Here is a 24,895-nt window from a genome sequence, read left to right on the forward strand (position 1 = left end):
TGCTAATCTGCTATCAAGCGGGTGCTTCATCACGCTCGGCGCTGTTCAAGGATCAGTGCTTGGCCAGAATAACGCTCCGTCTCGACGATGCGCTGCATGACCGGTTGGTTGCCGCTGCGCGAGGGATCGGGACTACACCCTCCGCCTATATCCGGGATATCCTTGACCGGTACGAAGGTCATGATCCGGCCGGCTATCACGCCCGGTTCGACGAGCTTCATGCGACCGCGATCCAGACGCTCGCGATCCTCGCCAAGTCGATCGGTCGGCGGTCGCCCGAGACCCTCGAGGAGGGACTCGCCGATGCCCGGCGCCTGCTCCGCGAAAGGGGGCTGCTCGACCCCGAGCAGGACCGCGCATGAGCATATTCCGCCATGACACGCTGGGCTCCTGGACGAGAGGCGGTCAGGCGATCGTCCACAACGTCCGGATGACCACCCAGGTCTTCTATCAGACCTGTCTCGCCGGGATCATCCTCTGGATAGGGGGTGTCCTCTGGTACGCGTTCGAGAAATCCACCGACTATGAGCGCTTCGTCCTCCTGAAGCTCGCGCAGGCGGCGATGATCGGGGACACGGTCCCCGGCGCCGCCGCGCCCCTTCTGTTCAGGACGCCTGCAGGCCGCGAATATTGGGTGAGTCCCGGGGCGCTCCTTGACTCCGGCATCGCCGAGAAAACGCTCCATGCCTTCGAAACCTATCTCCTCCAAGGGGCGGCGCTCTCGGGGGTGTTCGCACTCGCGATGCTCGCCTGGGCCTGGTTCTATTTCACCCGGACGGGCAGGGGACTCGGCTCCAACCAGTTCCTGCGCGGAGCGCGCTTCGGGACAGTCCGCCAGGTTCGTCGGGCGCTGCGCTGGCAGCCGCGCGGGAGTTTCGAGATTGGCGGCGTACAAGTGCCCGAGGCCTTCGAGCCCGAGCATATCCTGATCTGCGGTGCGCCCGGAACCGGCAAGACCAACATCATCGTCAAGATGCTCGACGGCATCCGCAAGAGAAAGCGTCGGGCTATCGTTTATGACACCGCGGGGACCTTCGTCGAGAAATTCTACCGCCCCGGGATCGACGTGCTGCTGAACCCGCTCGATGCCCGCGCGGACGCCTGGTCGCCTTGGGTCGATGTACCCCGCGACTATCATTATGACCAGATCGCCGAGTCCACGATTCCGGACAAGGCGGGCGATCCCTTCTGGGCGAAGGCGGCGCGCGGGACACTGGTCGCGGTGCTCCGGAAACTTGCCCGGCAGGAGCGGACCCTGGTCTCGATCCTGCTCGACACGCTGCTCCGGTCCAAGCTCAAGGATCTCGCCGCTTTCGCTGCCGGAACCGATGCCGCTGCCTTCATCTCGACGGAAGGTGAGCGCACCTCGGCCGGCATCCAGGCCGAGCTTGCCTCGGTGATGCGCAGCTTCTCCTATCTCGACGATACCGTCGATGGGCTGTCGATCCGCGACTGGGTGGCGAACGAGAAGGATGACAGCTGGCTTTTCATCACCGTGAAGGCCGACCAGCTTCCTTCGCTCCGGCCGCTTATCACGGTCTGGCTCGACATCGCGATCAGCGCGATCATGAGCATGGCGCCCGATCGCGACCGGCGGCTCTATTGCGTCATCGACGAACTCCCGACCCTCCAGAAGTTGCCATCACTTTCCGACTTCCTCGCCCGCGCCCGGAAATATGGCGGATGCGGTATCTTGGGGTTCCAGAGCTATCCCCAGCTCGAAGCAACCTACGGAATCCAGGATGCCGCCGCGATCACCGGCTATTGCTCGACTTGGGTGGCTTTGCGCGCGAACGACACCCCTACCGCCAAGCATGTCAGCGAGAATCTCGGCCAGGTCGAACAGGTCGAGGCCAATGAGGGCATGAGTTACGGCGTCAACGACATGCGCGACGGGGTCAATCTCTCGCGGATGCAGGTGACCCGGCCTTTGGTGATGCATACCGAGGTCACCAATCTTCCGAACCTTGCAGGCTATCTCCGGTTCGGCCGCAATCTCCCGGTTGTCCGCTTCGAGGATCGCTACAACAAGGTGCGGTCGGTGGCGGTCGCGTTCGAGGAACGAATCGATCCGCCGATCCGCCTCGATGCGCCTGGCGGTGCGGCGCTGCTGACGGAAACTCCCGCGGCGGCGAGTAAGCCGAAGCGCCGCCGCCCGGGTGACGATGCGCCGATGCTGCCACTTCCCGAGCCGCAGCCGCCGAAGAATGCTCCAACGCCCGTAGACCCGGAACCAGGGGCGCCCTCGCCACGGCCTCAGCCGGAAATCACCCTTTTCGGCAAGCCGGCGGGGTTCCGCCTGCGCCAGCACGGTCGCCGCGATGGCGACCGCGATGAGGCGAGACCGGCATGATCCATCCACGCCGCCTGAAGGGTACGCCTCGCAACCTGTCCCGCTACTACTCGGTGGGGGATTACTATACCAAGGGTGTCGACGAGCATTCGGAATGGGGTGGCCGGATCGCCGCTGAACTCGGGCTTGAGGGCAAGGTCGATCCAGCCATCTTCGAGGCGTTCCTCGAAGGTACGGTTGCCGGCCAGCAACTCGGCCGGCACAGGCAGGACGGCCGGATCCAACATCACCCCGGATGGGACTTCGCGGTCAGTGCGCCCAAATCCGTGTCGATCTTGGCCCTCGTCGCCGAAGACACGCGCATCGTGGCCGCGCATGAGCGCGCGGTCGGCGTCGCGCTTTCCTATCTGGAGGAACATGCAACGCTACGCCACCGCGATGGAGGTACGATTGTCCACGAGACGACCGGGCGCCTGATCTTCGCGCGGTTCACCGAACACGCCTCGCGCGAGCTCGATCCGCATCTCCACACCCATGTCGTCGTAATGAACATGACTAATCGCGCGGATGGCGCGCAAATGGCCAGCCTCGAGACCCGCGCCATGTTCGCCGAGCAGATGACCGCGGGGCAAGTCTATCGGAGTGAACTCGCGCACGCGCTGAGAGAGCTTGGCTATGCCGTCGATTTCGACCCTCGCAAGGGTCTTTTCGAGATCAGGGGCGTTCCGCGCGAACTGATCGAGACTTATTCGACCCGCGCCGCCCAGATCGAGGAACATGCCCGTGAGCACGGTCTCACAGGGCAGGCGGCGCGGCGCATATCCTTCTACGAAACCCGCGGACCCAAGGAACGCGCGTCGCTGGATGATTTGCATGGGCGCTGGACCGCTCGCCTCGAACCCCATCGGGAGATGCTGGACAAGCTGATCCTCGCCGCAGCTCAAACCGGCGAGCGGATGATCCCGGTCGAGCCGATGACCGCCGCGCGCGCGATGCTGTTCGGCATCCGGCAGTCGGAAGGCCGCGAGGCTGTCAATAATCTCGGACAGTTCCTCCGCACCGCGCTCGCCAGTCATGTCGGCGAGGTGCGGCTAGCCGACATCCGCCCTCTTGTCGAAGCGCACGAGGATCGCGCGAAGCTCCTCGTGACCCGGCACGAGACGGGCGACGCTGTGCATGTGCGCGGGCGGACCACGCGGCGCACGGCACGGCTGGAGCTCGCGCTTGTCGATCATCTGGCACTGGCGCTAGGAGACGCCGTTCCGGTCGCGCCGCGCGAACGGCTGGAGCGGATGAGCGAGGAAGCGGGGCTGAACGCAGCGCAGGAGGCAGCGCTCCTCCATATCGGCACGACGACTGATCGTGTGGTCGGTGTTCATGGTGTCGCCGGCGCGGGGAAGTCGACGCTGGTCAAGGCACTCCGTGAAGCGGCGGATCCGGACACGGCGATCATCGCGCTCGCCCCGACTTCGTCGGCCGCCGCGAATCTCGGCGCCACCGCGGGAATAGAGTCGCGGACGGTCGCGAGCCTTATCGCGGGCGGAGGGTACGGCCTCGATGACCGGCATGCGCTGGTGCTCGACGAGGCGGGCCAGCTCGGCAACCGGCAGGCGCTACGGGTGCTGGAGATCAGCCGGCTGACGGGAGCGCGGCTGATCCTGCTCGGTGACAACCGGCAGACGGGTGCGATCGAACAGGGCAAGGCCTTCTGGCTGATGCAGCGCCTGGGGCTCCCGAAGGCCGAACTTCCCGAATCGGTCCGCCAGGAAACGCGGGCGATGAAGGCGGCAGTCACCCAGGCCCGGCTTTTCAACTATGCCGCATCAATCGCCAATCTCGACAAGGTGTCGAGCGGAGAAGCCGCCGACAAGCTCGCCGAGGAGCTCGTCCGCGAATGGACGCATCTCAAGCCTGAGAACCGGGCGAACACCAATATCCTTGTCCTTGAGAATGCGACCCGGCTTATCGTCAACACCAAGGTGCGCGAGGCACTGAAGACCGAAGGCGCGGTCGCGGCCCAAGAGACCCGTCTCGCTGTGCTAACCCCTTCAGGCCTGACGGATCAGGAGAAGCATTTTGCGCGCTTTTATTCGGGCGGACAGGTGCTCGTTTTCTCGCGCGAGAATGCCGGGCTCGGCATCGCCCGAGACACCGAATATCGGGTCGTTGGCATCGGGCGCGACGCGCGCGGACGACAGATCGTCCGCCTCGTCGACGAGAATGGCAGGACCATTCGTTGGGATCCGAGCCTTGGGCGGGCCTCGCAGGTTAATGTGTTCAAGGCGGAGGAACGCGACCTTGCGGCGGGCGACCGCGTTCAGTGGCGTCTGGTGTCGCATGATCTCGGCGTCCGCAATGCCGACCGCGGAACGGTCGAGCGGCTGGAGGGCGCGCAGGCGACGATCCGCTGGGACCGCGACGGGCGTGTGCAAACGATCGATCTCGGCCGGCACAAGAATTGGGACCATGGCTATGCCGAGACCGTCTATTCGGCGCAGTCCAAAACCTATGACCGCGTCTATGTGCTTGCCCCGGTCAACTCCCCGCTGGTCACGGGCCAGAATTATTACACGGCGATCACGCGTGCGCGGTTTGGCGTAAAGCTCTGGACTGAGGATGAGAAACGGCTCGTCGACCGGCTCGAACGGCGGTCCGGTGAGAAGACGTCGGCGCTTGAAGGCTTGGGGCGTCTCCACCGCGACAATGAGCGAAGCCGGACTGCGCGGCATGGAGGTCGTCTCGATAAGCTGCGTGACGAGCAGCGGCATGACCGTGAGGAGCGGATGATGGCCGACCGCGCTCGACGCGAGCAGACAGAGCCCCCTGACTTCCGCTCCTATTTCGCAAACCGGGCGTTGTCGGCAGCCGAGACGATGGACAGATTCTTCCGCTCGATCCTCGACGGAGACCGGTCTTCGCGGCGCGCGTCATCCGATAGCTCGCAGGCTCCGCAGCCATCTCCCGACCATGCGAGTGAAGGAGGCCGTCATGACCGCTAACCGCCTTTATTGGATATCGATCGTAGTCACCGCGGTTGCCTTGTCGCCAGCTAGTGCCACGTTTGCCAGAGCGGAAAGCACTGCTGGAGAAGCAAGGATTGCCCAATGCATTCGCGCCGCCGCCGGCGGCCGTCAATGGCTTGAAAGGACGCTTTGGGGCTTGCGTGATCAGGAAGGCGGATGGATCGGGGCCGAGGTCAAGAACAGCGACGGCAGTCACGACCTTGGACCGCTTCAGGTCAATAGTTGGTGGGTAGGCAAAATCGCTTCGATGACAGGTCGCTCGCCCGAGATAATTCGGTGGTGGCTCGCGAACGATGCCTGTTTTAATGTCGATGCTGCACGATGGATATTCCTTTCGGGCCTTCACGCGACCGGCGACTACTGGAAAGCGATCGGCAAATACCACAGTCCAACTCTTTGGCGGCAGCGTCGCTATGCGAACGCCGTTTCCGAGCACTTGCGTCGCCGCTTCGGTGCAAACCTGTTTTCTCGACGGGCAGGCGTGACCGGACCGAGTCCGATATTCGACACGAGATCTAAGGACTGATGAAGTGAGAAAAATGAACTCCGAAGGAATTGCCCAAGCTGTGGAGCCATTGGCGGTCCGAATCCCTCTAGCTGCGCAAATGCTGGGTATCGGCAAATCGACCTTATATGAGATGATCGCCGCTGGTGAGATTGAAACAATCAAAATCGGCAGATCCACTCTTGTTCCCACGGATAGCCTTCGCGCGTTCCTGGCTAGGCGCCGTAATCCGATCTGAACAAGCATTTCCAGAACCCGTCCTTGGCCGTGTCACTCCGCTGATCGGTGCAGTCGCTTGGCGGCTCGATGTCGTCGTAAAAATCGAAACTGCGGCTTTGAGGGCTGCCGTCCAAGATCATTTCACCAAGGAGAAATGCACAAGCTGACAAAACTAGCCAGCGAAGTAGCATCGGATATTTCGTGAGCGTAACGCTTACCAACGCCGCTCCTGTTACGAAGAGCAGGAAGCCCAGGATGAGACCAAAGCTCCACCATCACGAACGATTGCCGCCGCTTTTCGGCGGATTGAAGGTTTGAATCCGAAGGCTTGGCGCCAAATCCGACGATGAATGAATTCTGGGCGCTTTACGGCCGCAGACCGTTCATCATTCCTGCCAGCTGCTGGTCCGCAATCGGCCCCGTTGCCGCAAGTTTTGGGATGGCGATGCCAAAACCACTGGCGCCACCGATCGATTGCTGATGGCCTCCGGCACCCTCCTACGCAAAGAGTGAGATTGAAACGTCCGCTTTTCGCGATCAGCGCCTAGAAGCGGATGAGGTGGATGGCTCCCGCTCACGGCATCTAGGTGCCAAGATGGGTTGCTGTCATGCAACCCGAGCAAAGGAGCCACCCACCATGGAGATTAGCACGATCGGCCTGGATTTGGCCAAGAACGTTTTTCAGGTTAACGGCATCAGTGCGACCGGCGAGGTCGTAATTCGCAAGGCGCTGCGGCGATCGCAGATGCTGCCGTTCTTCGAGAAGCTGCCGCCGTGCCTGGTAGGCGCCGAGGCGTGCGGGACGTCGCATCACTGGGCGCGCGAACTGACCAAGCTGGGTCATGAGGTGCGGCTGATGCCGGCGGCTTACGTGAAGCCCTATGTGAAGCGCGGCAAGAACGACGCCGCCGACGCGGAAGCGATCTGCGAAGCGGTCACACGCCAGACGATGCGGTTCGTGCCGATCGAGTCGCGCGAGCAGCAAGCGGCCTTGTCGCTGCATCGTGTGCGCAGCCTGTTGATCAAGCAGCGCACGCAGCTGGTCAACATGATGCGCAGCGTGCTCGCCGAGCTGGGCGTCGCCATCCCGGTTGGTATCGTAAAGGCACTGCAGATGGCGCGCGAGATCGTCGACGGCGAGTCGAGGCTCGATTTGCCGACCGAGGCGACCAATGTCGTCACCATGCTGGCAGAGGAACTGCTCCAGCTTCACACCCAACTGCGTAAGCTCGACCTGCGTCTCGCCGCTCGGCAGCGCAGCGACGATCGAGCCCGACGTCTGGCAACTATCCCTGGTATCGGGCCGATCGGTGCGACCGCGCTCGCCGCGTCGGTGACCGACCCAATCCAGTTCTCGTCAGGGCGCCAGTTCGCCGCCTGGCTGGGGCTGACCCCGCGGCAGAGCTCGAGTGGCGGTAAGGAACGCTTGGGGCGCATTACCAAGATGGGCGACAGGTATCTTCGGCAGCTCCTGGTCGTCGGCGCAACCGCGTTGGTCCGATACGCCAAACATAAACCCGGCACGGTCGATCCGCGCTTTGTCGCTCTGCTCGCCAGAAAGCCCGCGCGCGTGGCCTCGGTCGCCATCGCTAACAAGATGGCGCGGATCGCATGGGCGATCATGGCGCGCGGCGGCGTCTTCGAACGCGGGCATGCGCCAATGCTGGCGGCCGCATAGACCGAGAACTTAGCCGAGGAGATCAGCTTCACGAGGTTGTGAGAGCGAAGGATGTGATGGCAAAACCGGTCGAACCGGGAACAAGGACAACCCAAAGACTGTCATAGGCGTAATAGCCTGCAAAGCCGATCGGACCTTGTTCACGGACCCCATCAGGGCCAGCAGTCTACACCGACTGCATCAACAGGCCGGACAGACGACTGCAACCGACCAACGGCCAGATCATCACTTTACACTTGCAACGCGGGAGCCATCCACAGACGACGGCCCTCTACAGGCCATTGCTCTTATGTTGTCTGACCGTCTCGCTGACGGATAGCGTCTGTTTGAGATCCAAGGCGCCACTCGAGCCACTAGCTTGGGCAGGCCGAAAGGCGCGGCGAGGCAACGGGTGAGAACAAGGCTCTCAGAGAGCGATTATTGGCAACGCCGAATCTGGAGCCAGATGGATTCTCTTGTCTGTCGGCGACCACCAAGGTCCGCTAATGATCGGCGTCGCGATGACACCCATATGGCACCCATAGCAGCGCCTGGGTGTCAAATTGCGCCAGGGTGCCCGGGGATAGTGTCTATTATTCTGATATTATTGGGAAATTTGGTGGACGCACTAGGGCTCGAACCTAGGACCCGCTGATTAAGAGTCAGCTGCTCTACCAACTGAGCTATGCGTCCACTTGCCATTTCGGCAGGCTTCGACGAGGTGGGTTGGAGCCCTGTCTCGCGAAGAGAGCGGCCCGCTATCATGGTGCTTTCGCCTTGGCAATGGCCAAAGCGAATTTTTTCTCACTGAAAGCGGCGGGTGCCCTTTTTGCTGTCGTTTTCGATGGCGAGGATGATGCCGACGCAGGTCATGATCGTAAGCATCGACGATCCGCCATAGGAAAAGAGCGGCAGGGGGATGCCGACGACCGGCGCCATACCCATCACCATCGACAGGTTGATCGCGATGTAGAAGAAGATCGTCATGGTAAGGCCCGCCGCGGTGAGCTGACCGAAGCGGGTGCGGGCCCGCAGCGCGACGCGGGTCGACCAGCGCAGCAGCAGGAAGAAAAGGAAGAGAAGGAAAAGGCCGCCGATCAGGCCCCATTCCTCGGCCATCGTCGCGAAGATGAAGTCGGTGTGCCCCTCGGGCAGATAGTCGAGATGGCTTTGCGAGCCGTTGAGGAAGCCCTTGCCGCCGATCCCGCCCGATCCGATCGCGATCTTCGACTGGCTGATGTGGTAGCCCGCGCCGAGCGGGTCGCTTTCGGGGTCCATGAAGATCAGAACGCGCTTCTGCTGATAGTCGTGGAGGAAGGAGAACAGCACCGGCAACGCAGCGATGCCCGCCGCGGCGGTGCTGCCGAACCACCAAAGGGGAAGGCCGGCTGCGAACATCACGACGACACCGCCTATGCAGATCGCGAGCGCGGTGCCGAGGTCGGGCTGGAGCATCACGAGCGCTGCCGGAACGCCGATCATGACCAACGCGGGCCAGAGTGCAGTGAGGGTCCGCGTGCTCCCGGGCGGAAGCTGGGTATAGAAGCGCGCAAGCGCGATAACGATCGCGACCTTCATCAGCTCCGATGGCTGCAGATTCATGAAGCCGAGGTTGAGCCATCGCTGGCTGCCCCCGCCCACGAAGCCCAGCAACTCGACCGCGATCAGCAGGACCAGGATGCCGATATAGGCGAGATAGGAGAAATCCTCGAACAGGCGGATCGGCAGGCGGCCGATCACCAGCGCGACGCTGAGGAACAGGAGGAAGCGCACGCCCTGATTGAGCGCCCATGGCGTGATGCTGCCGCCCGCTGCCGAATAGAGCACGAGCAGGCCGAAGCCGGTGATTCCGGCCAGGATCGCGATCAGCTTCCAAGGGATCGCCTGGATGGCGGGTGGGACGGGGATCACTGCGCGAGCCCCGCATCGGGGCGGGCGATGCCCGCCTTCCACGCCGCATAGTCGCGGTCCATCCGCTCCTTGATCGTCCCGCCCCAGCCGGCCTCGAAGGCCTCGAGCGCTTCCATAGCCTTGGCGCGGTCGAACAGGAAGGTCATGAAGTCCTTGGCGACCGGCGCCGCGGCGCGGCTGCCGCCCATCCCGTGCTCGATCACCACCGCAGTCGCATAGCGTGGATTGACGACCGGCGCGAAGCCGATGAACAGGCCGTGGTCGCGGAACTTCCACGTGCCGCTCTTGCCATTGCCCGTGTTGAGCCCGCGCACCTGCGCCGTGCCGGTCTTGCCCGCCATCGCGATGCCGTCGAGCGGCAACTTGCTGCGCCCCGCGGTTCCGCCCGGCCCGTTGACGACCAAGTCCATTCCGTGGCGCGCGGTCGCCAGCGCCTCCGCCGAGAAGGGCAGGGCTTCGTTCCTGAAATGGCGGTTGACCAGGCGCGGGTAGAGGCGGCGGCCCGAGGCGATGCGCGCCGCCATGACCGCCAGCTGAAGCGGGTTCACGCTGACATAGCCCTGGCCGATCACCGCGTTCAGCGAATCCGACGCGGACCAGGGCTGGTCGTATTTCTTCATTTTCCAGGCGCTGTCGGGAATGGTGCCGTAGCGCTGGTTGCTGCCGGCGAGCTGGAATTCCTCCCCGAGCCCCATCAGCCGCGCGGTCGGTGCAATCGCGTCATAGCCGAGACGGTGCGCGACCCAATAGAAATAGCTGTTGCAGCTCTTCATGATCGCGGTCGCCATATCGACGCTGCCATGCCTGCCGAGGCAGCGGAAGAAGCGGCTGCCGAGGCGATAGCCGCCGATGCAGGTATGGCGTTCGCTGGGGTCAATCCCATGCTCGATCGCGGCGATCGCCGCCATCGGCTTCAAGGTCGAACCCGGCGGATAGAGGCCGCGCGTCGCCTTGTTGATCAGCGGCTGGTGGTCGTCCTCGCGCAGCCAGCTATATTCGGAGCTGCTGATGCCGTCGGAGAAGCTGTTCGGATCGAAACAGGGCATAGACACGAAGGACAGGATGTCGCCATTCTGGCAATCGATGACGACCGCCGCGCCAGACTCGCGCCCCATGCGCCGCGCAACGAACTCCTGCAGGTCGGCGTCGATCGTCAGATGGACCGTCTTGCCCTGTGTGTCGCGCGTCGTCTCGAGCTCGCGCACGACCTTGCCGCCGGCGGTGACCTCGACGCGCTTCGCGCCGGGCTTGCCGCGCAGCATGTCCTGGAAATATTTCTCCAACCCGTCCTTGCCGGTGCGAAAGCCGGGGGTGATGTAGAGCGGATCCTTGACCTTCTCATATTCCTCGGCGGTCGGGGCGCCGACATAGCCGATGAGATGGCCGACCGCCGCGCCCGTCGGATAGTTGCGCGCGAAGCCGCGCTGCGGGGCGACGCCGGGCAGTTCGGGCAGGCGGACCAGGATCGAGCTATACTCCGCCTCGGTCATGTCCTCGGCGACGGCAACCGGCTGGAAGCCCGACGCGGATTTCAGGTCGCGCTGGATGCGCTCCATGGTGTCGCCGTCGAGCTGAAGCAGGGTGCGGAGCTGACCCAGCACGAAATCCTTGTTGTGCAGGCGGTCGGGGATGATGTCGATGCGCAGCGACACGCGGTTGTTCGCGAGCGCCTTGCCGTTGCGATCGACGATCCAGCCCCGTCGCGGCGGGACGAGCGTCAGATTGACGCGGTTGCTTTCCGATTCAAGAACATAGCGGTCGTTATCGACGACGGAGATATAGGTCATGCGCGCCGCCAGCGCGACGCCGACCGCCGTCTGTGCGCCGCCGACGACGAGCGCGCGCCGCGTGAAGGTGAAGCCTCTCCAGGCTTCGGTGATCGGGGGACTTTTTTTGCGCGGCATGGAGGGACGGTTTATCGGCGTTTCAGGCGGAAATTGTCAAACTTGCCGGTGAGGCGAAGGAAGAGCGGCAGCAACAGGATCGAGACGATGATCTGGGGCAGGGCGAGCCCCAGCACGCGTCCCGTGTGGGCGTCGGGATGCGTGATGAGCGCGGCGACAGCCTGAATGATCGCGACAAGTAAAGCTCCAATCGCCCAGTCGTGGAAAAAACCGCGCCAATAGATGCGCTGAGAGACATAGGCGATCGCGATGCTCGCGGCGGTCCACAGAAAGACCGCGGTGCCGATCGGCGCGCCGCTGAACAGGTCGTCGAACAGGCCCAATGGAATGCCGATCCACACCGGCCACATTTCGGTGCGGAGGAGCTGCCAGCACAGGAAGAAGAGCAGGCCGAGCGGCGGCAGCACCGGCGAACTCGCGACAAGCGGCAGCATCAGCGGCAGCGCCGATGCGACCAGCACCGTGATGACCGGCACCGCGCGCATCCGCCACAGCGATGCCGGCTCGCCGAGGCGCGGGCCCTTCTGGTTCATGGCGCCTTCGGAACTTCCGGCACCGCCTCGGGCGGCGGCGCCAGCTGCGCCTCGGCGTCTTGAGGCGTGTAGGGGCGGAGCACCGCCACCGCATCGACCTTCGCCGGATCGGCGAGCGGCCGCGCGAGCGCGCCATCGTCCTGGCGGCGGATGACGATCGCGACCGGAATATTCGGTGGGTAGATTCCGCCGGTGCCTGAGGTGACGAGGATGTCGCCGGGCTTGAAGGGATTGTTCGCGATGTTGAGCGTGCGAATGTCGAGATCGCCATTGCCCCGGCCATAGGCAAGCGCGGGCAGGCCGTCGCGCGCGCGGCGAACGGGAACGATATTGTCGACGTCGGTGATCAGCAGCACCTGCGACACCGACGGCCCCGACCCGAGGATGCGTCCGATCAGCCCGTCGGCGCCGCGCACCGGCTGCCCGGATGCGACGCCCAGGTTTCGGCCGATGCTGAGCAGCGCGATGCGCTTGGTGCTCGTCGAGGTCGAGGTGAGCAGATAGCCGTTGGCGATCGCGGCCTTGTCGGTTTCCTGCAGCTTCAGCAGCGTCTTGAGCTGACGGTTCTCTTCCTGCAGCGAGCTGGTCGCGACGAGCTGGCGCCGCGTTTCGGCAAGCTCCTTGCGCAGCCGCCGGTTCTGCGTTCCCGCCCCCACATAGGCCGAAACCGCGTCATCGATGCCCGAGATCGAGCCGATCGCCGAGCGGCTGACGCGCGCGACGGGGGCAGTGATCTCCTGGCTGGCGATGCGGAGCTGGGCGAAGCCGACGGGATCGACGACCGACAGCAGCGCCAGCAGCAAGCCCGCCATCGCCCCTGTCACCGCGATGACATAGGCAACGAACAGGCTGTACTGGGCCTTGCGGGATTGCCCCGGACGCCGATGTGCCGGGCGGACCATAGTGAAGCGCTACCGTCCGATCAGGCTTGCTGCAACACGCCGCGGAAGGCCGGATCTTCCATCGCGCGGCCGGTGCCGATCGCGACGCAGGTCAGCGGGTCTTCGGCGACCGTGACGGGCAGGCCCGTCGCATCGCGCAGCAGTTCGTCGAGTTCGGCGATCAGCGCGCCGCCGCCGGTCAGGACGATGCCCTGGTCGACGATGTCGGCGGCCAGTTCGGGGGCGGTGTTCTCGAGCGCGATGCGCACACCCTCGACGATCGTCCCGATCGGTTCGGACAGCGCTTCGGCGATCTGCGCCTGATTGATCGAAATTTCCTTGGGCACGCCGTTGACGAGGTCGCGGCCCTTGATGTGGATCGTCAGGCCCACGCCGTCGGCGGGAATGCGCGCGATGCCGAAATCCTTCTTGATCCGCTCGGCGGTCGATTCACCGATCAACAGATTATGGTGCCGGCGGACATAGCTGACGATCGCTTCGTCCATCTTGTCGCCGCCCGCGCGGACCGAGGTGGTGTAGGCGAGGCCGCGGAGCGAGAGCACCGCGACTTCGGTGGTGCCGCCGCCGATGTCGACGACCATCGAACCGATCGGTTCGGTCACCGGCATGTCGGCGCCGATCGCGGCCGCCATCGGTTCCTCGATCAGCCACACTTCGCTGGCGCCGGCGTTCGACGCCGCGTCGCGGATCGCGCGGCGTTCGACGCTGGTCGATCCCGACGGGACACAGATCACGATCTCCGGGCTGCGGAACGCGTTGGGCTTGCCGCCATGCACCTTGGTGATGAAGTGCTTGATCATCTGTTCGGCCACGTCGATGTCCGCGATGACGCCGTCACGCAGCGGGCGGATCGCCTCGATGCTGTCGGGGGTCTTGCCCATCATCAGCTTGGCGTCGTCGCCGACCGCCTTCACCCGCTTGATGCCGTTCAGCGTTTCGACTGCGACGACCGAGGGTTCGTTGAGCACGATGCCCTTGCCGCGGACATAGACCACCGTGTTCGCGGTGCCGAGGTCGATCGCCATGTCCTGGGAATTGAATTTAAGCCAGCGCGAAAAGAAGGACATCTATACCTGCTTCCTGTCATCGAAGCCGCGGCCCCGCACGGACCGCGCCCCCTGTCGTGATTCCACCCGCGCGCCCGTCCGGGGACAGCTTCAATCAGGGGGAGATTCCGGCTCTTCCACGGGGGCTGGCTGGACAAAATGATCAGGGCTGTGCGGGTGGGTCGCGATTTGCGTCCGACTGCGCTAGGAGAGGGCCTATGTCAATACGCCGCCTGCCGGAAAAGCTCGTAAATCGGATCGCAGCCGGTGAAGTGGTCGAAAGACCCGCCGCGGCGCTCAAAGAGCTGGTTGAAAACGCCATAGACGCTGACGCGACTCGCATTTCGGTGCGAATCGCCGAGGGCGGGATTTCGCGCCTGGAGGTCGAGGATGACGGCTGCGGGATGACCGCGGCCGACATGGCGCTGGCGCTCGAACGCCATGCGACCTCGAAGCTGCCGACCGATGCGATCGAGGACGTCACGACGATGGGTTTTCGCGGCGAGGCGCTGCCGTCGATCGCCAGCGTCGCGGCGCTGACGCTGGAAAGCCGGGTCGCGGGCGGCGACGGCTGGAAACGCGTGGTCGACAATGGCGCGGTGGTCGCCGAAGGACCCGCAGCGCTGGCGAACGGCACCCGCGTTCTTGTCGAGAATCTGTTCGCGCGCGTTCCGGCGCGGCGCAAATTCCTGCGCAGCGCGCGGAGCGAATATGCCGCCTGCATCGACGTCGTGAAGCGGCTGGCGATGGCGCGCCCCGACATCGCCTTCGTCGTCGAACATGACGGACGGCGCGTACTCGACGTGCAGGGCGGCCAAGACCGGATCGCGCGCGTTGCCGCGCTCACGCAGCGCGAGCTCGCTGCGAACAGCATCGGCGTCGATCTGGACCGCGGCGAGGTGCATCTGGGCGGGGTGATCAGCCTGCCGACCTACAATCGCGGCATCGCCGACCATCAATATCTGTTCGTCAACGGCCGGCCGGTGAAGGACCGGCTGCTCGTCGGCGCGCTGCGCGGGGCCTATGCCGATCTGCTTGCGCGCGATCGGCATCCCGTGGTCGCGCTGTTCCTCGACATTCCGACGAGCGAGGTCGACGTCAACGTCCATCCGGCGAAAACCGAGGTGCGTTTTCGCGATCCGCAGCTGATCCGCGGCCTGATCGTCGGTGGCCTGAGGCGGGCGCTCGACGAGCATGGCTTCCGCAGCGTCCAGCGTCCCGCGGAGGCGGCGCTTGCTGCGTGGCAGCAGGAACCCGTCGCACCCGAGCCCGCGACCGGCTTCCTGTTCGGCCACCGGACCGAGCCCGCGGTCCACCTGTTCGGAACCGACCTGCCGCCGCGGTCGGACGACGTCGCGCGCGTTTACGACCGGCTCGTACCGTTCGCCAGCACGCAGGCCCCGCTCGCCGGGCGCGCCGAGGTCGCCGAGATCGCCCCGCCGCAGGCCGAAGAGCATCCGCTCGGCATTGCCCGCGGGCAGATCGCGAACACTTATATCGTCGCCGAGGCGGAGGACGGTCTCGTCATTGTCGATCAGCATGCCGCGCACGAACGGCTGGTGCTCGAGCAACTCCGCCACGCCATGGCTGGCCGGGCGGTGCCGTCGCAAGGCCTGCTGCTCCCCGAAGTCGTCGAACTCGACGAGCCCGCGTGCGACCGGCTCGAAGCCGCCGCCGCGCAGCTTGCCTCGCTCGGCGTCGAACTCGAGCGCTTCGGCCCCGCTGCGGTCATGGTGCGCGCGACCCCGGCGATGCTCGGCGCGATCGATTGCCATAAGCTGGTCAACGACATCGCCGACGATCTTGCCGGTTATGACGCCGCGCTGGGGCTCAATGAAAAGCTGGAGCTTGTCGCCGCGACGATGGCTTGCCATGGTTCGGTCCGCGCCGGGCGGCCCTTGAGCGTGGCCGAAATGAACGCGCTCCTCCGTCAGATGGAGGTGACGCCCCACTCGGGCCAGTGCAATCACGGCCGTCCGACATGGGTGAAGCTCGCGATGGACGATGTCGAGAGATTGTTCGGGAGGAAATAGCATGAGGTTTCGCGTCTGTGCGCTAATGCTGGCCGTATCTGCCGCGCTTCCCACTTTGGCCGCCCCGGCGAAAAAGGCGCCCGCCAAAGCCGAATCCTGCCTGGCGAATCCGACCCTCCCGCCCGAATTCGCCGACTGGTCGCGCAGTATTTCGGCGAAGACCATCTACGGCTATGGCGAGCCGCGCGACATCGGCTGGCCCGCGCTCGGCGCGGCGCGGACCGAGCTGTCGCTGCACAAAGCCGAAAGCTTGCGCTATTGGGTCGCGCCCGCGCGCGAGCCCGATGTGTTCAAATTCGGCGGTATGGTGCCGATCGACGTCAAGAAATCCGGGCGGCTGGTCGTCGCGCTAGACGGCGGGGCGTGGATCGACCTCGTGCGCGACGGCCGCATCGTCAAATCGGCGACCCACGGCCATGGTCCCGCCTGTTCGGGCATCCGCAAGACGGTCGAATTCGACGTCGAGCAGGGGCGCTATCTGCTCCAGATCGTCAATGCGCCGTCGGACCGGATCCGCGCGATGGCGGTGATGCGCTGATCAGTCGGTCCCCGCTTGGTCGCGGACGCGGATCAGGCCGGTCGACACCATCGTCATCACCGGCACGTCATGCTGGTTCAAGACGGTGAGCCTTGATTTGAAAAGGCCCATTTCCGGGCGACTTGCCGACCGGCGCTTTTCCAGCACCTCGGTTTCGCAGCGGAGCGTGTCGCCCGGATAGACAGGCGTCAGCCACCGCAGATCCTCGATCCCGGGCGAGCCGAGCCCGGCCTGCTCATGCTCCTTCATATTGTCGACCATCATCCGCATCGCCATCGATCCGGTGTGCCAGCCGCTCGCCGAGAGCCGCCCGAAATGGGTGTTCGCGGCGGCTTCGTCGTCGAGGTGAAACGGCTGCGGATCATACTTGCCCGCAAAGTCGATCACTTCGTCGCGCGTGACCTGCTTGCTGCCGAAGCGCCGGACGACGCCGACCTCGATGTCCTCATAGTATAGCAAGTGTCTCTCCCCGCCTCAGGCCATCTTGATCCCGGCGACGTCGCGCTCGACCACGGCGGTCGCGCGATTCGACAGCGTGTTGGTCGGCGTCGTCACCTTGTCGACGACCATGAAGTGCGATTGCCACGCCTCCTTGCCGACTTCGCACACCACATAGCCGCGCTGGTCGTTAGCGAATTTGAGCTCGGGGTTGAGCTTCAGGAACACGTCGGTGCCCCGGCGCTGGTCGCTGCCGTCACCGCCGCTCGAAATCGAGGTCGCGACGACCTCGGCGCCGACGACCTTGTCCTTGTGGACCAGATCGCCGCAGAAATTCTGATGCTCGTCGCCGGTCAGCACGACGCAATTCTTGAGCCCCGCAAAGCGCGACAGGATGCGCTCGCGCGGGGCGTCGTAGCCCGGCCAGCTGTCGAGGTTGAGGATCTTCTTCGGCTCGTCCTCGCGGCGGCGGCGGTCGAGCGACATCATCGTCACCTGCTGCGCGATGCCGTTCCACGTCGCGCCGCCTTCACCGAGATTCTTGGCGAGCCAGTCTTCCTGCGCCTTGCCAAGCACCTGTGCATCCTTGGCGAACACCTCGGGGCAGGTCGGCTTGAAGCCATCGCCGCACGGTTGATTGCTGCGATACTGCCGCGTGTCGAGCACCTGCATCGCCATCAGATTGCCGTAACGCAGTTCGCGGTTCGCGGCGATGAAGCCGCCGCGCGGGAGCAGCGCCTTGCGGACGGGCATATGTTCGTACCACGCCTGGAACGCCGCCTGCCGGCGCAGCATGAACACCTCGGGGGGCGGCGCGTCGGGATCGTTGCCGTCGAGGTCCATCTTCCAGTCGTCGTAGACCGAGACCCAGTCGTTGCGGATCTCGTGATCGTCGAAGCTGGAGATGAAGGCGTGCTGCGACCGCGCCGCCTGCATGTCGATGTCGAACAATGTCTGCGAATAGGCGGTGCGGAAGTCGCCGAGATCCTGCAGCCCGCGCAGCGCATATTTGCGCACCGGCCGCACGGGCAGGCCGTCGGGGAACAGATAGTCTTGGCTGTACTCGTAGATGAAGTCGCCGTAGTGATAGACGAAGGCGAGGTCCTCGCGCGCGAGATGACGGTAGGCGCCATAGAAGCCCGACTCATAATGCTGGCAGCCCGCAACGCCGAATTTCAGCGCGTCGACGTTCGCGCCGACCGGGGGCAGCGTTTTCGCCCGCCCGCGCAGGCTGCGCTCGCCGCCCGCGGTAAAGCGGTAATAATAGGGGCGATTGGGCTGTAGCCCGGCGACCTCGACATGGACGCTGTGACCGAGTTCCGGGCGCGCCAGTTCGGTGCCCTTCGCCGCGATCTCCTTGAAACCGCTATCGGGCGACACTTCCCATTCGACCGGTATGTTGACCGGCGGCATCCCGCCATGCGGCGCCATCGGCTCGGGCGCGAGGCGGGTCCAGATGACGAAGCCGTCGCTCGCGGGATCGCCCGCTGCAACGCCCAGGCCGAAGGGGAAGTCGCGGAAGATGCCAGCCTCCGCGCGCAGGATCGCGGGCGCCGACAGCCCGGCAAGCGTGGCGGTGGCGAGAAAGTTGCGGCGGTTCAACATGGCTGGGCTCCGTGGGGAGGAATTGGGGGGAGGCGAATCGCTAATCCTCGATAGCCCAGCCATGCGTTACATCAATGACCGATGCTGAGCCGCGCGAAGACCGTCGCGCCGATCGGGTTCCTGCCATAGGCCGCATCCAGCCGTCGCGGCTTGTCGAACGCCGCCACGCTGCCGCCGAGCGCGAGGTTCAGTGGCCCCGTGATCGGGATGCGGTACGCATAGCCCGCCTGGAACTTCGTCACGCGGAACGGCACGTCGTGCAGCGGATCGTCATGGTCGCTGAATAGCTCGTCATTCTTCACATTCTCGATCCGTCCGAACAACGTATGATGATCGTCCAGATCCCAGTTCACCTCGGCCAGATACGCCGTCAGCGTCTCGCCGGGATCGCGGTTCTTGGCGCTGAACGCCGCGGTCGCCGACAAGCCCTTGCCGTTCGCATATTGGACGCTCGCCGTGGTGCGATGCTCATTCTGTGCGCCGTGCAACAACTCCGGCTGCTTCAGGAACGCATGGCTTGCCTGCAGCGCAAGGCTCGGCGTCGGCGTCCAGGTGCCGCGCACCGCCCAGCTGTCGAAGCGCGGTTTTTCGATATTCCAGCGCTTCTCGTCGGGCTCGCGCCCCGTAAAGAGCGAGCCTTCGATCTGCACCCTCCGCGTCTGATAGCCAAGCGTCGCGACGCCATAGGTGATGTGCGTCGAATCGAACCAGTGGTGGGTGATCGGCGCCTCGGGATTATAGCGCGCGCTGCCGCGGTGCATGAACGCGCTCGGCCCGATCGCTGGCTCGCCGACGGGGCCGCCATAGAGGAACAGACGTTCGCCATTGTCGCCAACGTCAATGTCGATGCGCGCCGCCAGCTCCATGAACAGGTCGTGCGGATGCTGGCGATCGACAAGCGGCTCGCCGCCCGCGGTCTCGCCGGTCGCGAACAGATTGGGATAGCCGCGGTTCGACATCAGCGGCTCGAGGCTCATCATCGATTTGAGCTGGATGCGGCCCCAGCCGGTGTCCTTCTCGCCCGACAGCATCAGCATCGATTGGATAGTGGCCTTGTCGTCGCCGCGCGGACCCGACTGGTCCGAATAGACGCCCCAGGCGAAGCCATGCGCCATGACCATCCAGCCGCCGCCGGCGTCGATATGCAGACCGGTGTGGCCGCTCTCGTTGGCGGGAAGGCGCGCGGTGCCCGAACCTTCGCCGGGCGCGTCCGGATTGCCGTGGCCCATCGCCGAATGGTCCATCTTCGAATGATCCATTCTCGAATGATCCATGGGTTCGTCGCCTGGCGGCGTTCCGGCGGACATATCATGTCCGCTATGATCCTGCGCGGCTGCGGGCAGGGAGAGGAGGGCAAGCGCCGCGGCGCCCGCCAGAAAAGGCAGTTTCGACATATGAATTTCCTGACAAAGAACGGGAATGGGTTTTCCGTCTTCGTCAGGCGCGGGGCGGCGGCGTACTCGGCGGTGCGTTGGCGCCCGCGAGCGCCATCATCGACTGCGGAGCGGGCGCGGCAGGGGGAAGGGGAAGCGGGGCTTGAGCGGCCGGCAACGCCGGATTGGCGACGCAGCCGATGCAGAAATAGCCCATCTTGCCGGTATCGCCGTCGGGCTTGTGCGTGGGCTGCGTGCCATGACAATCGACCGGCGCGCTCTGGCCGTGCGTCGGCACGGCCATCGCAGGCAGCGACAGGCCGATCAGAAACAGGGCGAGGAGCAAATGCCGCAACATCGCGCCGCTCCTAGCACGGCGCGTGGGCAAGAGGAAAGGCGCTGCGGCAAAGCCGCGTCCGCCTTTTCCGCCTAGCTGTGCAGGAAGTGCATCACGTCGCCGTCCTGCACGATATAGGCCTTGCCCTCGGCGCGGAGCTTGCCGGCTTCGCGCGCGCGCGCTTCGCCGCCCAACGCGACATAATCGTCGTAAGCGATCGTTTCGGCGCGGATGAAGCCCTTCTGGAAATCGCTGTGGATTTCACCCGCGGCTTGGGGAGCGGTCGCGCCCTGATGCACCGTCCACGCGCGCGCTTCCTGCGGCCCCACGGTGAAGAAGGTGATCAGGTGGAGCAGTTCGTAGCCGGCGCGGATGACGCGGGCGAGGCCCGTTTCGTGCAGGCCCATCTCTTCGAGGAATTCGAGCCGGTCGGCTATGTCCATCGTGACGAGTTCGCTCTCGATCGCGGCGGAGACGACGACGGCCTGCGCCCCCTCGGCAGCGGCCTTGGCGAAGACTTTTTCCGAGAAGCCATTGCCCTTTGCGGCGCTGCCTTCGTCGACGTTGCAGACATAGAGGACGGGCTTCGAGGTCAGCAGCTGTGCGGTGCGCAGCACGCGCGCTTCCTCGTCGTCCCTGGGTTCGACGAGCCGCGCGGGCTTGCCGTCGCGAAGCAGGTCGAGCGCTTGCCCGAGCACCGAGGCCGCGATCTTGGCTTCCTTGTCGCCCTGCGCCGCCTTCTTGGCGAAGGCGGGGACGCGCTTTTCAAGGCTTTCGAGATCGGCGAGCAGCAGTTCGGTCTCCACCGTCTCCGCATCGGCGACGGGATCGACGCGGTTTTCGACATGCTGAATGTCGTCATCCTCGAAACAGCGCAGCACGTGGACGATCGCATCGACTTCGCGGATATTGCCGAGGAACTGGTTGCCTAGCCCTTCGCCCTTCGACGCGCCGCGGACGAGGCCGGCGATGTCGACGAAGGCGAGCTGCGTCGCGATGATCTTTTTGCTGTTCGCGATCGCGGCCAGCTTTTCCAGCCGGTCGTCGGGGACCGCGACGTTGCCGATATTCGGCTCGATCGTGCAGAAGGGATAATTCGCCGCCTGCGCCGCCGCCGTCTCGGTCAGCGCGTTGAACAGGGTGGACTTGCCGACGTTCGGCAGGCCGACGATCCCGCATTTGAAACCCATAAAAACTCCGTGAGGTTCGGCGCGCTGTGGCGTGCGCCGCCGTGTGTCGCCCGCGCCCCTAGCGCCAAGTGACGCCGGACGCCAGCCATATGGCGTCGCGGGCAGCGCTGAGCGGTTGCTATTTGTTCAGACTGGTGGGACTAGATCCATGCCGTGAGATATCGTGCGAGACATTTCCGGGCGGCTGCCGTGGTGAGCGCCGCACTGGCGGCCGGCGCCGCAATCGCTGCGCCCAGCCGCTTCGAAGCCAGCGTGCTTGCCGAGCTCAATCGCTTTCGCGCCGATCCCGCCGCCTACGCCGACGTGCTGCGCAGCTATCGCCCGCGCTTCGAGGGCAGGCTGCTGATCGCCGAGGAAGGCGGCGAGATCGACATCATGACCAACGAGGGCGTCGCCGCGGTGAACGAGGCGATCCGCGAGCTGCGCGCCGAAAAGCCGCTCGCGCGGCTGACCTGGAGCGACAGCCTCGCCCGCGCCGCCGCCGACCATGTCGCGGCGCAGTCGCGGTCGGGCTCGGTCGGCCATTATACGAACGGCCGTGGCCCCAGCGAGCGTATGCGCGCACGCGGCGGCGGCCCCTATGTCAACGAGGTCATCACCTACGGCCATCATACTCCGGCGGGGGTGATTCACCAGTTGCTGATCGACGACGGCGTGCCCGACCGCGGCCATCGGTACAGCCTGCTCCGCGCGGAACACCGCTACGCGGGCGTCGCCTGCGGAACGCACAAGGTTCATCGCACGATGTGCGTCGTGCTGATGTCGCAGACGCCCGACGGCTCGCCCCCGCCGCCCCCGAAGCGCCCCGCGCAATGACGGCCATGCTTGCAAGCTGTATTATTATAGCATAACAGTCTATCTCTCTGAGAACAGGGAGATAGCGATGCGTCTGGCGAAACTGGCCCTGATCGTACCGATGTTATTGAGCGCGGTCCCGGCGCAGGCAAAATCCGTGCTCGATAAAACCCGAATTGCAACGACCGCGCGCGATGCGATGATGAAGACCGGCGCGCGCGGACTGGCGATCGCGGTCATCGACCGGGGCAAGGTCGTCTCGGTCCAGAGCTTCGGCGATCGCAACGCAAAGGGCGACCCGCTGACGCCGCAGACGATCATGTATGGCGCCTCGCTGACCAAGGCGGTCTTCGCTTACACGGTGCTGCGGCTGGTCGACGAGGGCAAGGTCGATCTCGACAGGCCGATTGCGGCGATGCTGGCGAAGCCGCTGCCCGATTACGGCAATCTCGACGCCTATGGCAATTGGGGCGACCTCGCGGGCGACGAGCGCTGGCGGGCGGTGACGCCGCGCCATGTGCTGAACCACAGCACGGGCTTCGCGAATTTCTCCTTCCTCGAACCCGACGGAAAGCTGCGCTTTCATTTCGATCCGGGCAGCCGCTACGGCTATTCGGGCGAGGGGATCATGCTGCTCCAGTTCGGGCTCGACAAGGGGCTGGGTCTCGACACCGGCAGAGAGGTGCAGCGGCTGGTCTTCGATCCGCTCAAGATGCCGAACTCCAGCCTGGTCTGGCGCCCCGATTTTGCCGCCAACTATGCCGACGGCTGGACGCTCGGCGGCAGCGTCGAGGTGCATGACGAGCGCGGCCGCGTACGAATGGCGGGGTCGATGGACACGACGATCACCGACCTGGCAAACTTCGTCGCGGCGTTGGTGTCGGGCAAGGGGCTTTCAAAGAAGGCCCGCCGCGAACTGCTGCGACCCGGCCTGCCGATCCGTTCGGCCGGGCAGTTCCCGACGCTGGGCGGCGACGTGCCCGCGGCGCAGCAGCACAAGGGTCTGGCGGCGAGCGTCGGGCTGATCACCTTCGACGGACCGCAGGGCCGAGCCTTTTTCCGCGGCGGCCACAATGATTCGACCGGCAACACGCTGGTATGCCTTGAAAAGGGCCAGCGCTGCGTCTTGATCATGTCGAACGACGTCCGCGCCGAAGCCGCTTTTCCGATGATCGTGCGCGACATCCTCGGGGAGACGGGGGCGCCGTGGCGCTGGATTTTCGGCGATATGAAATTCGTCTCGGCCCCGCTGCAAACCAAGGCCCTATAATGGCGCGGGGGACTACATCCTACAGCACATATTTGCTGAGGTCGGTGTCCCCGACGACATCGGCGAGCTGTTTGTCGACATAAGCCGCGTCGATCTCGAGCGTCGTGTCACCGACGTCCTCGGCCGTGAAGCTGATCTCCTCGACCAGCCGCTCCATGATCGTCTGCAGGCGGCGCGCGCCGATATTCTCGACCTTCTCGTTGACCTCGGCCGCGAGCTTCGCGACGCGCGCGATCGCGTCGGGCGTGAAGTTCAGCGTCACGCCTTCGGTGCCTAGCAAGGCCACATATTGTTCGGGCAAGCCGGCCTTGGTCTCGCTGAGGATGCGGACGAAGTCCGCCTCGGTCAGCGCACCCAGTTCGACGCGGATCGGCAGGCGGCCCTGCAGTTCGGGGAGGAGGTCGCTCGGTTTTGCGACGTGAAAGGCGCCCGACGCGATGAAGAGGATATGGTCGGTCTTCATCGGACCATATTTGGTCGCAACGGTTGTGCCTTCGATCAGCGGCAGAAGGTCGCGCTGAACGCCTTCGCGGCTGACCGATCCGCCGCGCACGTCGCTGACGGCGATCTTGTCGATCTCGTCGAGGAAGACGATGCCGTTCGCCTCGGCATCGGCGAGCGCGATGCGCGCGACATCGTCTTGGTCGAGGCGCTTGTCCTGCTCCTCCTCGATCAGCCGCGTCGCGGCCTCGATGACCTTGAGCTTGCGGCGCTTCTTGGGCGCGCCGCCCATCGCCTTGCCGAGCATGTCGGAGAGGTTGATCATGCTCATCTGGCCCGGCTGGCCGGGCAGTTCGAACGGCATGCTGGGGGCGTCCGCCACCTCGATCTCGACCTCGCTGTCGTCGAGATGACCTTCGCGGATACGCTGGCGAAAGCTTTGGCGCGTCGCCTCGCTGGCGCCCTTGCCGGTCAGCGCGTCGAGTAATCGCTCCATCGCGGCCTCTTCGGCGGCCGCGCGCACCGCCTCGCGGCGGCGGTCCTTTTCGAGCCGCACGGCCTCCTCGACGAGGTCGCGGGCGATCTGTTCGACGTCGCGGCCGACATAGCCGACTTCGGTGAATTTGGTCGCTTCGACCTTGATGAAGGGGGCGTCGGCAAGCTTCGCCAGACGGCGCGAAATCTCGGTCTTGCCACAGCCGGTGGGGCCGATCATCAGGATATTCTTGGGGCTCACCTCGTCACGCAGATCGGGCGACAATTGCTGGCGGCGCCAGCGATTGCGCAGCGCGACGGCGACCGCGCGCTTCGCCGCAGCCTGGCCAATGATATGCGTGTCGAGGGCGGCGACGATCGCCTTCGGAGTCAGATCCTTGTTCATTT

The 24,895-nt window shown here is 64.9% G+C and carries 21 protein-coding genes and 1 tRNA gene; 10 read left to right on the forward strand and 12 right to left on the reverse strand.

Annotated features, from left to right (window positions below):
• Nucleotides 1–59: 59 nt before the first annotated feature.
• From ATE67_RS03470 to ATE67_RS03485, 6 genes are all read left to right on the forward strand, one after another.
• Nucleotides 60–362, forward strand: coding sequence for a CopG family transcriptional regulator (locus ATE67_RS03470; protein ID WP_058539870.1), 303 nt, complete (start codon nt 60–62; stop codon nt 360–362).
• A complete protein-coding gene (locus ATE67_RS03475) occupies nt 359–2,353 on the forward strand; it encodes a type IV secretion system DNA-binding domain-containing protein (protein ID WP_058809134.1) in 1,995 nt (664 codons plus the stop codon). The genes ATE67_RS03470 and ATE67_RS03475 overlap by 4 nt, the downstream gene beginning before the upstream one ends.
• A complete protein-coding gene (mobF, locus tag ATE67_RS03480; RefSeq protein ID WP_058809133.1) occupies nt 2,350–5,292 on the forward strand; it encodes a MobF family relaxase in 2,943 nt (980 codons plus the stop codon). Before ATE67_RS03475 ends, mobF begins: the two co-directional genes overlap by 4 nt.
• A complete protein-coding gene (locus ATE67_RS20920; protein WP_231728036.1) occupies nt 5,282–5,842 on the forward strand; it encodes a lytic transglycosylase domain-containing protein in 561 nt (186 codons plus the stop codon). Before mobF ends, ATE67_RS20920 begins: the two co-directional genes overlap by 11 nt.
• Before the next feature lie 79 nt (nt 5,843–5,921).
• A complete protein-coding gene (locus ATE67_RS20925; RefSeq protein WP_331458740.1) occupies nt 5,922–6,059 on the forward strand; it encodes a helix-turn-helix domain-containing protein in 138 nt (45 codons plus the stop codon).
• Between the two features lie 618 nt (nt 6,060–6,677).
• Nucleotides 6,678–7,718 carry an IS110 family transposase gene (locus tag ATE67_RS03485; RefSeq protein ID WP_058809132.1) on the forward strand — a complete coding sequence of 347 codons (1,041 nt, stop codon included), beginning with the start codon at nt 6,678–6,680 and terminating at the stop codon, nt 7,716–7,718.
• Nucleotides 7,719–8,314: 596 nt separating this feature from the next.
• On the opposite strand, the gene ATE67_RS03490 is transcribed toward ATE67_RS03485, so the two are convergent.
• The 6 genes from ATE67_RS03490 to ATE67_RS03515 form a co-directional block, all read right to left on the reverse strand.
• Nucleotides 8,315–8,390, reverse strand: a tRNA-Lys gene (locus ATE67_RS03490).
• A 111-nt stretch (nt 8,391–8,501) separates the two neighbouring features.
• Nucleotides 8,502–9,608, reverse strand: a complete 1,107-nt coding sequence (rodA, locus tag ATE67_RS03495; protein ID WP_058815268.1) for a rod shape-determining protein RodA — start codon at nt 9,606–9,608, stop codon at nt 8,502–8,504.
• Nucleotides 9,605–11,512: a penicillin-binding protein 2 gene (gene mrdA / locus ATE67_RS03500; RefSeq protein WP_058815269.1), complete on the reverse strand. Its 1,908-nt coding sequence runs from the start codon at nt 11,510–11,512 to the stop codon at nt 9,605–9,607. The genes rodA and mrdA overlap by 4 nt, the downstream gene beginning before the upstream one ends.
• Nucleotides 11,513–11,523: 11 nt before the next feature.
• Complete coding sequence (mreD, locus tag ATE67_RS03505) at nt 11,524–12,045, reverse strand: rod shape-determining protein MreD (RefSeq protein ID WP_058815270.1); 522 nt, start codon at nt 12,043–12,045, stop codon at nt 11,524–11,526.
• The gene (mreC, locus tag ATE67_RS03510) at nt 12,042–12,947 is read right to left on the reverse strand and encodes a rod shape-determining protein MreC (protein WP_058815271.1); all 906 of its coding nucleotides are present in this window, start codon (nt 12,945–12,947) and stop codon (nt 12,042–12,044) included. Before mreC ends, mreD begins: the two co-directional genes overlap by 4 nt.
• A 20-nt stretch (nt 12,948–12,967) precedes the next feature.
• Nucleotides 12,968–14,014, reverse strand: a complete 1,047-nt coding sequence (locus ATE67_RS03515; protein ID WP_058815272.1) for a rod shape-determining protein — start codon at nt 14,012–14,014, stop codon at nt 12,968–12,970.
• A gap of 197 nt (nt 14,015–14,211) precedes the next feature.
• Between ATE67_RS03515 and mutL the strand changes: the two genes are divergently transcribed.
• A complete protein-coding gene (mutL, locus tag ATE67_RS03520; RefSeq protein WP_058815273.1) occupies nt 14,212–16,026 on the forward strand; it encodes a DNA mismatch repair endonuclease MutL in 1,815 nt (604 codons plus the stop codon).
• 1 nt (nt 16,027) lies between these two features.
• On the forward strand, nt 16,028–16,564 hold the full coding sequence (locus ATE67_RS03525; protein WP_156416894.1) for a hypothetical protein: 537 nt from the start codon (nt 16,028–16,030) through the stop codon (nt 16,562–16,564).
• Here the strand turns inward: ATE67_RS03525 and ATE67_RS03530 are convergent, their stop codons facing one another.
• The 5 genes from ATE67_RS03530 to ychF all read right to left on the reverse strand — a co-directional run bounded on the left by ATE67_RS03530 (nt 16,565) and on the right by ychF (nt 21,507).
• Nucleotides 16,565–17,023: a MaoC family dehydratase gene (locus ATE67_RS03530; protein WP_058815275.1), complete on the reverse strand. Its 459-nt coding sequence runs from the start codon at nt 17,021–17,023 to the stop codon at nt 16,565–16,567.
• Nucleotides 17,024–17,038: 15 nt separating this feature from the next.
• Nucleotides 17,039–18,607, reverse strand: coding sequence for an alkaline phosphatase D family protein (locus ATE67_RS03535; RefSeq protein WP_058815276.1), 1,569 nt, complete (start codon nt 18,605–18,607; stop codon nt 17,039–17,041).
• A 71-nt stretch (nt 18,608–18,678) separates the two neighbouring features.
• Nucleotides 18,679–20,001, reverse strand: a complete 1,323-nt coding sequence (locus tag ATE67_RS03540; RefSeq protein ID WP_231728037.1) for a hypothetical protein — start codon at nt 19,999–20,001, stop codon at nt 18,679–18,681.
• 43 nt (nt 20,002–20,044) lie between these two features.
• Entirely contained in the window at nt 20,045–20,338 is a 294-nt protein-coding gene (locus ATE67_RS03545; protein ID WP_058815277.1) for a hypothetical protein, read from the reverse strand.
• Nucleotides 20,339–20,409: 71 nt separating this feature from the next.
• Nucleotides 20,410–21,507: a redox-regulated ATPase YchF gene (gene ychF, locus ATE67_RS03550; protein WP_058815278.1), complete on the reverse strand. Its 1,098-nt coding sequence runs from the start codon at nt 21,505–21,507 to the stop codon at nt 20,410–20,412.
• A 192-nt stretch (nt 21,508–21,699) separates the two neighbouring features.
• Here ychF and ATE67_RS03555 point away from each other — a divergent pair, with 192 nt between their 5' ends.
• Nucleotides 21,700–22,323, forward strand: coding sequence for a CAP domain-containing protein (locus tag ATE67_RS03555; protein WP_156416895.1), 624 nt, complete (start codon nt 21,700–21,702; stop codon nt 22,321–22,323).
• Between the two features lie 136 nt (nt 22,324–22,459).
• On the forward strand, nt 22,460–23,572 hold the full coding sequence (locus tag ATE67_RS03560) for a serine hydrolase domain-containing protein (RefSeq protein WP_231728038.1): 1,113 nt from the start codon (nt 22,460–22,462) through the stop codon (nt 23,570–23,572).
• A gap of 19 nt (nt 23,573–23,591) precedes the next feature.
• Here the strand turns inward: ATE67_RS03560 and hslU are convergent, their stop codons facing one another.
• Nucleotides 23,592–24,893 (reverse strand): ATP-dependent protease ATPase subunit HslU, encoded by a 1,302-nt coding sequence (hslU, locus tag ATE67_RS03565; RefSeq protein ID WP_058815281.1) that lies wholly within the window; start codon nt 24,891–24,893, stop codon nt 23,592–23,594.
• Nucleotides 24,894–24,895 lie beyond the last annotated feature (2 nt).

Source organism: Sphingopyxis sp. H050 (assembly GCF_001468265.1).
In the GTDB taxonomy this organism is placed as follows: domain Bacteria; phylum Pseudomonadota; class Alphaproteobacteria; order Sphingomonadales; family Sphingomonadaceae; genus Sphingopyxis.

What these genes read in the sequence shown, in the direction of transcription:
- ATE67_RS03475 (WP_058809134.1), top strand. Translation starts at nt 359, where the DNA reads ATGAGCATATTCCGCCATGACACGCTGGGCTCCTGGACGAGAGGCGGT.
- mobF (WP_058809133.1), top strand. Translation starts at nt 2,350, where the DNA reads ATGATCCATCCACGCCGCCTGAAGGGTACGCCTCGCAACCTGTCCCGC.
- ATE67_RS20920 (WP_231728036.1), top strand. Translation starts at nt 5,282, where the DNA reads ATGACCGCTAACCGCCTTTATTGGATATCGATCGTAGTCACCGCGGTT.
- ATE67_RS20925 (WP_331458740.1), top strand. Translation starts at nt 5,922, where the DNA reads ATGCTGGGTATCGGCAAATCGACCTTATATGAGATGATCGCCGCTGGT.
- ATE67_RS03485 (WP_058809132.1), top strand. Translation starts at nt 6,678, where the DNA reads ATGGAGATTAGCACGATCGGCCTGGATTTGGCCAAGAACGTTTTTCAG.
- mrdA (WP_058815269.1), bottom strand. Translation starts at nt 11,512, where the DNA reads ATGCCGCGCAAAAAAAGTCCCCCGATCACCGAAGCCTGGAGAGGCTTC.
- mreD (WP_058815270.1), bottom strand. Translation starts at nt 12,045, where the DNA reads ATGAACCAGAAGGGCCCGCGCCTCGGCGAGCCGGCATCGCTGTGGCGG.
- mreC (WP_058815271.1), bottom strand. Translation starts at nt 12,947, where the DNA reads ATGGTCCGCCCGGCACATCGGCGTCCGGGGCAATCCCGCAAGGCCCAG.
- ATE67_RS03515 (WP_058815272.1), bottom strand. Translation starts at nt 14,014, where the DNA reads ATGTCCTTCTTTTCGCGCTGGCTTAAATTCAATTCCCAGGACATGGCG.
- mutL (WP_058815273.1), top strand. Translation starts at nt 14,212, where the DNA reads ATGTCAATACGCCGCCTGCCGGAAAAGCTCGTAAATCGGATCGCAGCC.
- ATE67_RS03525 (WP_156416894.1), top strand. Translation starts at nt 16,028, where the DNA reads ATGAGGTTTCGCGTCTGTGCGCTAATGCTGGCCGTATCTGCCGCGCTT.
- ATE67_RS03535 (WP_058815276.1), bottom strand. Translation starts at nt 18,607, where the DNA reads ATGTTGAACCGCCGCAACTTTCTCGCCACCGCCACGCTTGCCGGGCTG.
- ATE67_RS03540 (WP_231728037.1), bottom strand. Translation starts at nt 20,001, where the DNA reads ATGTCGAAACTGCCTTTTCTGGCGGGCGCCGCGGCGCTTGCCCTCCTC.
- ATE67_RS03545 (WP_058815277.1), bottom strand. Translation starts at nt 20,338, where the DNA reads ATGTTGCGGCATTTGCTCCTCGCCCTGTTTCTGATCGGCCTGTCGCTG.
- ychF (WP_058815278.1), bottom strand. Translation starts at nt 21,507, where the DNA reads ATGGGTTTCAAATGCGGGATCGTCGGCCTGCCGAACGTCGGCAAGTCC.
- hslU (WP_058815281.1), bottom strand. Translation starts at nt 24,893, where the DNA reads ATGAACAAGGATCTGACTCCGAAGGCGATCGTCGCCGCCCTCGACACG.